General features: G+C 38.1%; 14 protein-coding genes. 7 read left to right on the top strand and 7 right to left on the bottom strand.

What is annotated here, in order from left to right; all coding sequences use genetic code 11:
* Nucleotides 1–3 precede the first annotated feature (3 nt).
* The 3 genes from ACLLO5_RS24670 to ACLLO5_RS24660 form a co-directional block, all read right to left on the bottom strand.
* Complete coding sequence (locus ACLLO5_RS24670) at nucleotides 4–936, bottom strand: NAD-dependent epimerase/dehydratase family protein (protein ID WP_413173116.1); 933 nt, start codon at nucleotides 934–936, stop codon at nucleotides 4–6.
* A gap of 87 nt (nucleotides 937–1,023) precedes the next feature.
* Nucleotides 1,024–1,758, bottom strand: a complete 735-nt coding sequence (locus tag ACLLO5_RS24665) for an ABC transporter ATP-binding protein (RefSeq protein ID WP_413173115.1) — start codon at nucleotides 1,756–1,758, stop codon at nucleotides 1,024–1,026.
* Nucleotides 1,759–2,568: an ABC transporter permease gene (locus tag ACLLO5_RS24660; RefSeq protein ID WP_413173114.1), complete on the bottom strand. Its 810-nt coding sequence runs from the start codon at nucleotides 2,566–2,568 to the stop codon at nucleotides 1,759–1,761.
* A 319-nt stretch (nucleotides 2,569–2,887) separates the two neighbouring features.
* Between ACLLO5_RS24660 and ACLLO5_RS24655 the strand changes: the two genes are divergently transcribed.
* The 6 genes from ACLLO5_RS24655 (at nucleotide 2,888) to ACLLO5_RS24630 (ending at nucleotide 7,237) form a co-directional block, all read left to right on the top strand.
* Nucleotides 2,888–3,079, top strand: coding sequence for a DUF2862 domain-containing protein (locus ACLLO5_RS24655; protein ID WP_413173113.1), 192 nt, complete (start codon nucleotides 2,888–2,890; stop codon nucleotides 3,077–3,079).
* A gap of 68 nt (nucleotides 3,080–3,147) precedes the next feature.
* Entirely contained in the window at nucleotides 3,148–4,248 is a 1,101-nt protein-coding gene (locus ACLLO5_RS24650; RefSeq protein WP_413173112.1) for an ArsA family ATPase, read from the top strand.
* Between the two features lie 126 nt (nucleotides 4,249–4,374).
* Nucleotides 4,375–5,406, top strand: a complete 1,032-nt coding sequence (gene chlG / locus ACLLO5_RS24645) for a chlorophyll synthase ChlG (RefSeq protein WP_413173111.1) — start codon at nucleotides 4,375–4,377, stop codon at nucleotides 5,404–5,406.
* Nucleotides 5,407–5,584: 178 nt separating this feature from the next.
* The gene (locus ACLLO5_RS24640) at nucleotides 5,585–5,854 is read left to right on the top strand and encodes a hypothetical protein (RefSeq protein ID WP_413173110.1); all 270 of its coding nucleotides are present in this window, start codon (nucleotides 5,585–5,587) and stop codon (nucleotides 5,852–5,854) included.
* Between the two features lie 112 nt (nucleotides 5,855–5,966).
* Nucleotides 5,967–6,464, top strand: a complete 498-nt coding sequence (locus ACLLO5_RS24635) for a GUN4 domain-containing protein (RefSeq protein ID WP_413173109.1) — start codon at nucleotides 5,967–5,969, stop codon at nucleotides 6,462–6,464.
* 218 nt (nucleotides 6,465–6,682) lie between these two features.
* Nucleotides 6,683–7,237, top strand: a complete 555-nt coding sequence (locus ACLLO5_RS24630; RefSeq protein WP_413173108.1) for a protoglobin domain-containing protein — start codon at nucleotides 6,683–6,685, stop codon at nucleotides 7,235–7,237.
* Between the two features lie 15 nt (nucleotides 7,238–7,252).
* Here ACLLO5_RS24630 and ACLLO5_RS24625 read toward each other — a convergent pair whose 3' ends face one another.
* From ACLLO5_RS24625 to ACLLO5_RS24610, 4 genes are all read right to left on the bottom strand, one after another.
* Nucleotides 7,253–8,206 carry an MDR/zinc-dependent alcohol dehydrogenase-like family protein gene (locus ACLLO5_RS24625; protein WP_413173107.1) on the bottom strand — a complete coding sequence of 318 codons (954 nt, stop codon included), beginning with the start codon at nucleotides 8,204–8,206 and terminating at the stop codon, nucleotides 7,253–7,255.
* Nucleotides 8,145–8,813, bottom strand: coding sequence for a hypothetical protein (locus ACLLO5_RS24620; RefSeq protein WP_413173106.1), 669 nt, complete (start codon nucleotides 8,811–8,813; stop codon nucleotides 8,145–8,147). Before ACLLO5_RS24620 ends, ACLLO5_RS24625 begins: the two co-directional genes overlap by 62 nt.
* A gap of 305 nt (nucleotides 8,814–9,118) precedes the next feature.
* The gene (locus ACLLO5_RS24615) at nucleotides 9,119–9,925 is read right to left on the bottom strand and encodes an inositol monophosphatase family protein (RefSeq protein WP_413173105.1); all 807 of its coding nucleotides are present in this window, start codon (nucleotides 9,923–9,925) and stop codon (nucleotides 9,119–9,121) included.
* 87 nt (nucleotides 9,926–10,012) lie between these two features.
* Nucleotides 10,013–11,446, bottom strand: a complete 1,434-nt coding sequence (locus tag ACLLO5_RS24610; protein WP_413173104.1) for a BCD family MFS transporter — start codon at nucleotides 11,444–11,446, stop codon at nucleotides 10,013–10,015.
* An 821-nt stretch (nucleotides 11,447–12,267) separates the two neighbouring features.
* On the opposite strand from ACLLO5_RS24610, the gene ACLLO5_RS24605 reads away from it, so the two are divergent.
* Nucleotides 12,268–12,612 carry a hypothetical protein gene (locus ACLLO5_RS24605; protein ID WP_413173103.1) on the top strand — a complete coding sequence of 115 codons (345 nt, stop codon included), beginning with the start codon at nucleotides 12,268–12,270 and terminating at the stop codon, nucleotides 12,610–12,612.
* The last annotated feature ends 61 nt before the right edge of the window (nucleotides 12,613–12,673 follow it).

Raw genomic sequence — 12,673 nt, 5'->3', positions numbered from 1 at the left:
CACCTAAATATTAGAATATAAACTATTACGCAAGATTGTATAACCTTTAATTAGTTCTTTAATCCCTCTACTTAAAGACCAATCAGGTTCAAAACCTGTATTTAAAATTCTGGCATTGGAAACTATATAATCACGTTTATCTGGATCTTCTCCAATGGGTGCTTCTAAATAAACAAAGTTAGGTAAATGTTTCTTAATTTCTGCACATAATTCTAATTTAGATAAATTGGCATCATCTAAGCCGACATTATATGGCTTACTTTTCATAGTTTCAAAATTTTTGATGCCATGTAAAAATACTTTAGCTACATCACGGATGTGAATATAATTTCTCTTGAAATGTCCCTCAAAGATGACTACCGCTCGGTCATGTAATGCTCTATAAACAAAATCATTCACGAGTAAATCAACTCTCATACGGGGAGACATACCAAAAACAGTTGCCAGTCTAAAAGTAATACTGTTTTCTCTTTCTAAAACAGCTTTTTCTGCTTCTACTTTGGTAACTCCATAGAGAGAAATAGGACGCAAGGGACTATCTTCTGTACAATACTTTCCAGCTTCACCAATGCCATAGCCACTATTTGTTACTGGCATCAGAATTCTTTGTTCTTTACTAGCCAAACGACATAACATTTTTACAGCGTCGCTGTTAATAGTTTGTGTTCCTATTTTATCATTTTTACAAAGAGGCGCACCTACTAAAGCTGCCAAGGGAATAATTACATCAGCATCTTTGAGAAGAGTTTTAATGGTATCTTCTTCTCTGCAATCACCTCTTACTATTTGAAAGCCATCATAGTGACAACAATCAGCAAGGCTATGTTGATGAAATATGAAGTTATCTAATACAGTTACTTCGTATCCCTGAGATAACAGGGTTGGTGTCAATACCGAACCAATATAACCAGCCCCTCCAGTAATTAGTATTTTCATTTGCATGCACTCCCAAATTAATTTTCAAGGGTATAGACTTTATTTTTAGCAATAATTCCATCTAGAATTAGAAAAAGATGGAGCAACTCATTTCACTGCTTGCAGGTATTGATATACGGTTTCTTCAGAATTTTTTGCGAATATAACTTGTCCTTTGTTTAACCAAATAGCTCGTTCACAGGACTGTTTAATAAATTCTAAATCATGTGAAACGACTAGAACGGTTGTTTCTCCATTCCAGAAATTATCAATTCGCTGTTTACACTTGTTCTTAAAACTCTCATCTCCCACTGATAACACTTCATCTAAAATCAAAATATCCGGCTGCACATCTGTGGCAATAGAAAAACCTAACCGTGCGACCATACCAGAAGATAAACCCTTCACTGGAACTAAAGCATAATCATCCAATTCTGCAAACTCCAAAATAGACTGCGCTCTTTTTTTCATCTCAGACCTAGAAAAACCCAGCAATACACCATAAAGGAGTATATTGTCCAGTACAGAAATTTCTGAATCAAAACCTGCTCCAAGTTCAATTAAAGGAGCAACGTGGCCACGTACTCTTACAGTTCCACTAGTAGGTTGTAAAATACCAGAAATTATCTTTAAAAGGGTGGATTTACCAGAACCATTAGCACCTATTATACCTATTTTTTCACCTTTATCAACTACTAAATCAACATTATCTAAAACTAATTTTTTTGCAGGCTGGCGATATTTACCTTCTAAAATAGAAAGCATAGTTTTCTTTAAATCATAAGAAAACTCTTCTTGTGTACGTCGCCACAGTGCAACTTTTTCCAGCCGAATAACTTCCATTTACAGTAAATCCATAAACTGATGTCGCCATAGATGAAAGCAAGTCCATCCTAACGACAAAATAATTATGCCACTAAGTAAAGCACCCCATATTAAACCTAAATCTGGTGGAGTTCCTGATAATGTAATTTGACGCAGACTTTCAATAATTGGGGATAGGGGATTTAAACTGAGAAATGGCTTAACTTGCTTTGGTACGATCGCAGCTGGATAAAAGATAGGGCTACTGATCCAAATCACAAAGACTACTAACTCATAGAAGTAAGGTAAGTCTCTGAAAAATACATACAAAGCACTGACCAAAAATCCGATTCCTGTGGAAACTAAAATTAATGCCAGAAATGGAAATAGCAACGCCAGGACATTTACTAGATTTTTGGAATTAAATAAAGTCATCAATGCTAGTAACGGAAATGCCCCGACGGCAAACTGGAATATATTCGCTGCTACCATAGATACAGGAAAAACACTGACTGGCAGACGAATCTTATTCAATAATGCTCCATTACTTACTACACTTGCCAAAGCTTGGGATGTGGAAGCTGAGAAAAAATTGATTACGACTAAACCTGTAAATGCTGCTAAAAGATAGTTGAGTATTGAGTTACCATAATAGGATGAGAAGGCATCTCCAAAAATGGCAGTGTAAAGCCCGGTCATAATTAATGGGTTTAGAAGCGACCAATAAACTCCCAGAAATGAACCTCGATAACGCACTTTCAGAGTCCGCACTACTAAGACGTGCAACAGTTCCCAGTAACGTTGCACCTGCAACCAAGTTAAATTGTCTTTGATCAAAAAAATGGTCATCCTCAAACACCACCACAGGCCACAGCCAAGTTATTCCGGCATTTTATACTATTTTCAGTATTAATATAAATAACCCAAACAATCAGGATCAATTCCGAGCTTTAAGAAGCTCTCCGAAGGAATGGCAATCTTTTTGTTAGTCTATCAGCTCGTTCTCCGAGTTCTGTTGGTATAAGTTGTTTATCACCTGTGTTTAAGCGAGAAAATCGCAACAGTTCACCTTCCACTTCATAGGCACAATCCCAAAGGCTGACTTAGCTTATAACAAAGTGCCAGATTCCGCTACACTGAGACTTGGATTATTGGATTGTAACTAGACATGGAAATCGGACAAAAGGTTAAAGTGATTCGTATCCGCGATCGCGTATCTGCCCTCATCGCCAAAAAATTAGGACAAATCGGTATAATCGAAGGCTACAAAGTTACCGATGGTGGAGGTTTCGGTGTAGTCGTCAAATTTGATGATAACTCCTCCACCTGGTTCTTTGAGGATGAAATTAAAGCCATATAGGGACGTTAGCAGTTTAGTTGAATGCTAAGTTGGAGTTGAAAAGATAGGCGGTAATTGGAAATCAAGTCATGGCCTTGATACTGACATTTTTAGGAACAAGCAGCATCGCTCGTAGCAAAATAGCGATCGCAGCATCCAAGTTATTGGCAAACCAAGGCAAACGGGTACTCCTAGCAGGACTTGCAGAGCCAACATTGTCAATTCTACTAGGTACTTCTCTTTCTCCTGACCCCCAAGAAATCGCTCCCAACTTCCAAGCAGTACAGTTTCAATCTTCTGTACTGCTAGAACGTAACTGGGAAGAAGCAAAAAAACTGGAAGCGCAATATCTACGCACACCTATTTTTAAAGAGGTTTATGGTCAAGAATTGGTAGTATTACCAGGCATGGACAACGCCCTCGCTCTCAATGCCATCCGCGAATATGATGCCAGTGGCAAATATGACGCAATTATCTATGATGGCACAGGCGACTCTTCCACCTTGCGGATGTTGGGAATGCCTGAATCTCTCAGCTGGTATGTACGGCGATTTCGACAATTGTTTGTTAACTCCGATTTAGGCAAAACAATTTCTGAATCTCCCTTAATTCAACCACTGATTACCAGTTTCTTTAATGTTAATTGGACGGCTGATAACTTCGCCCAACCTACTAACCAAGTTAATAATTTTCTCGAACAAGGTAAAACTGCTTTAGCTGACCCCCAGCGTGTAGCAGCTTTTTTAGTGACAACCCCAGATCCCATAGATGTCGCAAATTCTCGCTATCTTTGGGGAACTGCTCAACAAATTGGTCTAACTATTGGTGGTGCTATTTTAGTGTCTGATCAGGAAAACACCAACCTATCAGCAGAATTTACACCCCTACCTATCAGCATCGTTCCCGATGTATCCAACGGTGAATGGCAACCCCTGGTAGATGCCTTACCCAACTTTGTCGAGCAAACATTACAAGCTCCCAAACCAATCGAAATTGACGTACATAATCGCCAAGTACGCTTATTTTTACCTGGTTTTGACAAAAAACAAGTCAAACTTACTCAACAGGGTCCAGAAGTCACGGTAGAAGCCGGAGATCAAAGACGCAATATCTTCCTACCTCCTGCCTTAAGTGGTAAACCAGTAACCGGAGCCAAGTTTCAAAATAGTTATTTGATAATTTCGTTTTAGTTTTGACAGGTGACAGGTGACAGGTGACAGGTGACAGTCAGAAATAGGGAGATAGTGAGAAAATTCTCTATTCCCTGTTATGAGTTCCCTGTTCCCTTTCCCAATAACCAATTACCATTACACCTTATGTCTGAATCAACTCCCATTAACCCAAATCCTCAACCTACTGAGGCTGTAGAATCTACCAGTGCGGAAGTAACATCTGCTGAACGTACTGCCAAAACTCGCCAACTCCTGGGAATGAAGGGTGCAGCACCTGGAGAAACCTCGATTTGGAAAATCCGATTGCAATTGATGAAGCCTATCACCTGGATTCCCCTGATTTGGGGTGTGGTCTGCGGTGCGGCTTCTTCTGGTAACTACACCTGGACTCTAGAAAATGTTTTGAAGTCCGCCCTTTGTATGTTGCTTTCTGGTCCGTTGTTGACAGGTTACACCCAAACCATCAATGATTATTATGACCGGGAAATAGACGCTATTAACGAGCCTTACCGCCCTATTCCTTCTGGAGCAATTTCGGAAAAGCAAGTAATTAGCCAATTTGTTCTTTTACTATTATTAGGATATGGGGTAGCCTACACCTTAGATTTATGGGCAGGTCATACATTTCCTAATGTTTTGATGTTGTCTGTTTTTGGTACTTTCATCGCCTATATCTATTCTGCACCACCATTGAAACTAAAGCAAAATGGTTGGTTAGGTAACTATGCTTTAGGTGCAAGTTACATTGCTTTACCTTGGTGGGCTGGTCATGCTTTGTTTGGTGAACTCAATTGGCGAATTGTAGTTCTCACCTTATTTTACAGCTTGGCAGGTTTGGGTATTGCCATTGTTAACGACTTCAAGAGTGTAGAGGGCGATCGCCAATTAGGATTACAATCACTACCAGTCATGTTTGGTGTGCAAACTGCGGCCTTGATTTGTGTAGTCATGATTGACTTATTCCAGGGTTTAGTTGCAGCTTATCTCGTCAGTATTCATGAAAACTTGTACGCTGCCATCTTGGTATTATTAATCATTCCCCAAATTACCTTCCAGGATATGTATTTCCTGCGTGACCCCATAGCCAATGACGTAAAATATCAAGCCAGCGCCCAACCCTTCTTGGTTTTGGGAATGCTGATAACAGGTATTGCATTAGGTCATGCTGGCGTTTAATTGTTAGATGACAGGTAACAGATGAGACAGTAAAAGTTAAAGGTTAATTCTTTTTCTCCTGATTTCTGACTCCTGACTCCTGACTCCTTGATCTGTAATATATCTTTAGCTAGAAGTGATCAATGAGGAGTTAGGAGTTATATTAATTTCTAACTCCTCATTTGTATTAGCAAATGCCGTGTTAAATTTTATATCTTTCTTAATGCAGGGGATACAACCATTATTGATTCCCATTTGCTTTGTCATAGCTTGGACTATAATCATTTTGGTGTGTTTAAACTTATGGACAGCCACAAAAGACACTATTAAGACGGCTCAAAAAATGCACAAAATCCCCTGTCATAATTGCCAGTTTTTTACCAATAATTATCGTCTTAAATGTACGGTAAATCCATATATTGCTAACACAGAAGAAGCAATTAATTGTAAAGATTATCAATCAAATTAATGATTATTTTCCAATCATTCGATTTTGGATTTTAGATTTTGGATTTACCCCACAGATAAATCCAGGGGCTTGTACCATCAAGGAATTATTGGTCAGAATCAGGATTTACAAGATGCAATTAAAATCAGTAGTAGGAATGGACTACAGTATACTGCGTGACTTACTCATAGCAGGGAAATGGAAAGAAGCAGATGAAGAAACAAAACGGGTAATGTTGTGTGTCGGAAAACGAGAAGAAGATGGTTGGTTAGATACTGGAATTATTGATAATTTCCCTTGTGAAGACCTCCTTACTATTGACAATTTGTGGGTAAAATATAGCAATGAAAGGTTTGGGTTTTCAGTTCAAAAAAAGATTTATGAAGGTTTGGGTGGAAGGGGTAGAAGCATGGATTATCACTTAACAATATTGGAAGACTTCGGGGAGAAGGTAGGATGGAAGAAAGAGGGAAATTGGTTATACTACGCTGATATTACTTTTGACATAACAGCACCAAAAGGACACCTCCCTGTCGAAGTTTTGTGGATGGAATACGAAGTTTGGAGGCTTTTTTTTGCTATGACGGGTGTATCTTCTCTCACGTCTAGACTTGCAGAATGTCAGATATAAAGATCAGAATCAGGATTGACAGAATTACAAAACCAGTAGTTGATTCTCCTCAGAAATACCACAAATATTTGTAAAAATTGTTGCCAATCTCACAAGTTCCTCAACTTTGTCGGTTAAATTAACACCAGACAGTAGTAGCTGATCAAAAGCACATCTGTTTGTATAGCACCCAATTAGGTGCGCGTAACTTTTAACTGACAAAGGAAAAAGAACTAATTATGGCTATAGATCCTCTTGCTTTCATGAGTACACTGGAACAAAGAATGGAGTTTACCTCTGAAGATAAATCTATTCTGAAATTAAATGCAGAATGGGGGCTAACAATTGCTCCAGAAATGGCAGATCATTTCTATACTTATCTAGGACGTGATGCAGAAATGAATGCTATTTTAAATCAAACCGAAGGAAGAATTCATCGCCTACATCAAACATTCATCAGATGGTTTCATGAAATGTTTACAGGACTTGATGATTGGGGTAATACCTATTCTCAAAATCGTTGGCGAATTGGGGTTGTTCATGTTCAGATTGGAATTCAATCCCAGCATATAGTTCCAGCTATGGCCAAGGTAGTTCATGAAGTCGGTAAAAAACTCCAATCAGAAGGAAAGCCAGCGGACTTAAAAGAGGCTTTGAGTAAAATTTGCATGATTGATTTGGCGTTTATTGAACAGTCTTATATAGATGTTGCTGCATCTGCTGTTTTAAAAGAAACTGGTTGGTCAGAAGCTTTATTTAGACGATTAATTACACATGGTGCATCATCAATGTGAAATTTTTAATGATTACTAATTCATCTCTAATAACACTTTTAAAACTCCTTTAGTTTGCGCTTTTTCAAAAGCAGCTAACCCTTCATTTAGGGGATAACGAGCATGAATTAGTGATTCTACATCTACTTGTTTTGTCGCTAATAGTTCTAATGCTGGAGTAAATGGTCCACAACGAGAACCAATCAGGGTGATTTCATCTACCACCAATGAGGAAGCATCTAGGCTCAGATTACCAGCATAGGTACTTTTTAAGACTAATGTTCCTCTGGAACGTAAAGCCCGACGAGCAGTAGAAAATCCTTCTGGGTTTCCTGTACACTCAACTGAAATATCAAAAGTCCTATCTGTAACGGCATCACTTAAACCGGTTTTAATTCCCCGTACTTCTAAATTAACCAATTTCTCTCTGTGTCGTCCCACTACCAACAAATCACAACCAGTTAATGCTATTGTCTGCGCTACCAGTTGTCCTAATTTTCCATCTCCGACTACTAAAACTCGATCATCTTTAGATAATTTTACTTGTTCTTGAATTTCCAAAGCAGCAGCTATGGGTTCGGTAAAAGTTGCAGCTTCGGTTGAGACATTTTCCGGGACTGGGTGCAAATTCTTTACAGGTAAACAAAGGTATTCAGCAAATGCACCATTGCGGTTGACAATACCTAAAACTGTGCGATTTTCGCAGTGGCTAGGTTTTCCACTACGACAAAACCGACAATAACCACAAACAGCATTGATTTCACCAACTACCCTTTTATTAATTAATTGTTCCGAACCTTGTTCTACAACACCGACAAACTCATGGCCTAATATACCTTTATAGGGATAATAGCCTCTAAGTAATTCTAAGTCAGTGTTACAAATACCCGCACGCAAAACCCTAACCAAAGCTTCTCCTGGAGGTGGTTCAGGAATGGGAATATCTGTTTTGAGTTGTAATTGGTTGTTTTCTAACCAAAGTCCCTTCATTTTTATTCTCACCTAAGTTATGAATTAACTGCTGTTGTGAATTTTCTTCAACTTTTTCACCAAGCGGTGACACTTCAATTTTGTTTAGCCAAGTAATCAGATCCTCTGAACCAAGTGCTATTTCAGTTCCCAGCGTTTTAATATATAATGTACCATTGCTAATAATTAAATCTTTGACTGGATACCATGAATCTCTTCTCCGAATGAGTAGATTCATAGGAATGCCTATTCTAGAAGCATATTTACGATATTTCCACCAAGCTCGCCATAGCATCACAGATCTAGTACAGTGCATCTGATAGCCTTTAGGGACTTTGCCGGCTTGATATTCATAGAATCCTCGGCTGTCTATATCTCCTTGTAAAAGATATCCATATTCAGCTAACACCTGATTCATCAATTCCCAGTGGGATGAACTGGCTTTGATTAAAAATTTAGTTTGTGTATCGGTTGCATGAGCGTACATAATTACGCCCTCTTTTTTGGCAATAAGCTGATTGTTCCGGCAAATGGTTTGTGAACTGAGAATAGAATTCCCTAACAAAACTTCTTGGTTTTGACTAGAGTGATGAACAAAATCTCGCACCAAGTCTAAATTTGATAACATGATAATCAATAAATCAGTATAAATGCACCCAAATCAAATGTAAATAAACAGTAAAATAAAGTATTAATACGTAAATTAAGATATTCTTATAAAAGAATGATGAATTAGATAAAAACCTCATTCCCTGCTACTTACTGGATCTTAACTATCGCAATTTACTCTCATTTACTAATTACTTTTGTTTGGTAAACTATGAACTGAATTTTCTATTATCTCTGTTTTATTACTTTATATATATAATTTTTATATGATTTTTTTTATAGGTAATTTCCCGCTAATCCCTTGGATATAGCGGGTTTAATTCATTACAACTTTATATTTTTGAGAAATGGTGTAAATACAGGAACTAATTCGGGTTGACTAACAACCATTGTCGGAAAAGAGCGATCGCTATAATCTGTTCCCGGTAATAATGGAAAAGGCTCATCCTTCAAAGATATCCAGCTACCACCAGCAGCTTGAACAATTACCCAAGCACCTGCAATATCCCAAACCTTCGGTGTGGCTTCAATTCCACCCAAAACCGCACCAGTCGCTACTGTCAGAAAATTATAACTAGCAACTCCCAACATCCGCAGTTTACAAGGAAATCCTGGTTGAATAATTCCCGTACTGCGAGAACAGAGGTTAAAAAAATGATTTCCACTGGGAGCATCTTGACTAGTATGAATAGCGTGATTATTCAAAAATGCTCCCGTTGGTGTTGTTAAACCTGAAGAACCAGGCCAAAAACCGTAAAATGCTTGATTTAATGGTGGAGCGTAAACATAGCCAAAAATGGGCATTCCTTGATAAAGTAAGCCCAGAGAAATCGACCAAATGGGAATACCTCGTGTAAAGTTGGTTGTTCCATCTAAAGGATCAATTACCCAACACCATTCAGTATCAGGAAAAGTTTGGTCACTTTCTTCGCTTAAAATACCGTAACCTGAGAAAGTAGAAGCGATCGCATCACGAATTTCTTGATCAGCCCATTTATCAGCTTGAGTAACTAAACTCCCATCAGCTTTTTGAGAAGCTTGCACTTTCCCAAAATCTTGCATTAATTGTTGTCCCACTCTAGTAGTAGTGGTTTCAGCAAATTCTAAAATTGTGTTCCAAAAATCATTCATTAGTTATTAGTTATTATTTATTGGGCATTGGGCATTGAGAAAACAAATAACCCCATCAACCATCAACCATCAACTATCCACTATCACCTAATCTAAATCACTTTCTAAAACAGAAGCTAAAGCTTGTTTAGTATTGGTTTGAAATTCGGTTACATTGACTCGATTCAAAAACCAAATGGATACTAACATACCCACTGCTTCTAAAGCAAAAACCAAACCATAAGCTAATACTAAGTTATTGGTTAGCAAATTCCGTCCTAAATCCAAAACCGCACCACCAATAACTACAGCTATTCCCCTAGATATAGATTGTGCTAATCCCCAAGCACCAATAAACGTACCAGCGGCTTCAGCAACCGTTAAATCTAACATTAAACTAACTGCTGCCGTAGTTAAGAAACCTGTCGATAAACCAAATATCACCAAACCAAATTTCAAGAAATTAGGATTAGCAGAAAATCCTGAAAACCCAAGTAATAAAGCTGAGAAAGCTACTAAAACACAACCTAATTTTATAGTTCTGCGTTTACCCAAACGTGGGACAATTAAAAACCCAGTTACACCATAAGCAATTAAAATTCCTGTACCGTAAAAAATATTTAATCTGGTACTTTCAGCCAAAGGCATCTTAAACACTTCACCCGCATAAGGTTCTAAAATTGGGTCTTGCATAAACAAGCTAATAGTCATCACCAATAAAAAGGTGAAAAATATCCCTGTTTGCGGACTAGCTGTTAATATTGACCAAGCTTTACCCAAGCTAATACCATCTTCTCGGTTTCCTGGTGTAGAACGGTTAGAAAAACGTGAATATTTTTTTTCTACGCCTATAGTCGCTACAATTGACAATACAAATACAATTGCAGGGACAACCATAAATAGCCTATTGATGGCTGCTTGTAAAGTTTCAATAGCCGCACCTGTTGTTAATTGTTTCAGCAAGCTAGAACTAATAATTGCCCCAACTATAATTCCTACCATCAGCATTGACCAAACAATACCGACAACTTGGGAACGGTTATCTTCTTCTGAAATATCTACCAACAAAGCTGCAAAGGTCGTACCACTAAGACAAATGGCTAAACCATAGACAGCGAAAACTAAACCTAAAACTCCTGTCCAAGCAATAGTTTGACCTGTCCAGACCCAAGTATCAGCAGTATTAGCGGCATTTAACTGCCACATTACTTGTACCGCTAAAAAAGCTGCGATCGCAAATATTCCTGCCCCTATCCAAACATAAGCAGTGCGATGATAACCTAACAAGGGTTTAGCATCAGAAATCTGTCCAAATAAAATCCGGGTAGGAGACACAAACGCCGGTAATGCTAACACCAAAGATACCAGTGTTGCCGGAATCGCTATTTCCTGAATCATGACTCTATTGAGTACACCCAGAGTCAAAATAGACATCATACTCAAACCCATCTGAAATAATCCCAGCCGAAACATGGTCATTAAGTTGACCTTTGGCACAGCTAGGGTTTCTTTTTGGGTATCAAATACATCACCGCTTGCCATAACTACTTTCTTGTATTGCTTGCAAAATTTGATCTCTCATTCATTAAAGATAAACCGAAACACCTGAACATAATAAGCTGTTAAACCTTTAAGAAAGCACATTGAGACAAGCAGGGGAGAAGGATTAACGCTTGACCCAAAAATCAAAAATATGCAAGTTAAATGTCCCACAGCTTAAAACTTGCTCTAATTGTGGTAAGCAAAAATCATCTCTGTCACTGTCTTCAAGACTATTCCACGCTGATCACTGCCCCATCCTTGATTTAAAATATGTAAAAATAATTAAGAATAGTATTATATATCGCGATAATCATTCTGAAGTCATACCTTCATCCCAAAATGAAGTGAAAGGGATTGAGGGACAGCATTTTACTTTTGGCAAATAACAAAGTTAAACAGGTACTTTCCAGCCAGCAGCAACTAAGATAGAATATTGCTACGGTAAAACCTTAACTGGATAGTACATAAATTGTGCTTTTACTTACAAAAAACCCCTAGTAGGTGTTAGCTATCCAGGGGAGATTAGTTATCAGGGTGCATCTACCAATTTAATGTTCTCAGGCACTGCACCATCCTCCGGATAAATTTTTGAATCAGGTTCACTTTGCTAGTATTAATTTGGAATGTAAAGATTAAATTCTCCTGGTCGCTAATCGCTGACGGTGGAATACTGACCAAGTTAAAATAATGCTAATTACAAAAAAACCCTAGTGGTGTTAGCCAACCAGGGGAGATTAGTTATCAGGGTGCATCTACTAATTTAATGTTCATAAATTTCATCTGATCTCCGGATCAATTCAGGTGCATGATTGTGTTTGTTGGTGAACCTAAAAAAAACCCCCAGCGGTGTTAGCCAACTAGGGGAGATTAGTTATCAGGGTGCATCTACTAATTTAGTATTCAGCAATTTAATGTTATTTCCGGAAAACTTTCCTGAAACTTCCATTATTGTTGTTGGTAAACCAAAAAAAACCCCCAGTGGTGTTAGCCAGCTAGGGGAGATTAGTTATCAGGGTGCATCTACTAGTTTAATGTTCGTAAATTTCATCTTATCTCCGGAAAAAGTTGGTTGCACTTCCATCATTGATATTTTTAAGTCAAAAAAAACCCCCAGTGGTGTTAGCCAGCTAGGGGAGATTAGTTATCAGGGTGCATCTACCATATAAACGTTCTGGCTTTAACTACTATGCTCCGGATTAATTTCACCAAATGTAGGTGGATGTCACT

Origin of the sequence: Anabaena azotica SJ-1, from assembly GCF_047275885.1 — a bacterium.
Lineage (GTDB): Bacteria > Cyanobacteriota > Cyanobacteriia > Cyanobacteriales > Nostocaceae > Trichormus_B > Trichormus_B azotica_A.
This window is presented reverse-complemented; position numbering and strand designations above follow the sequence as displayed.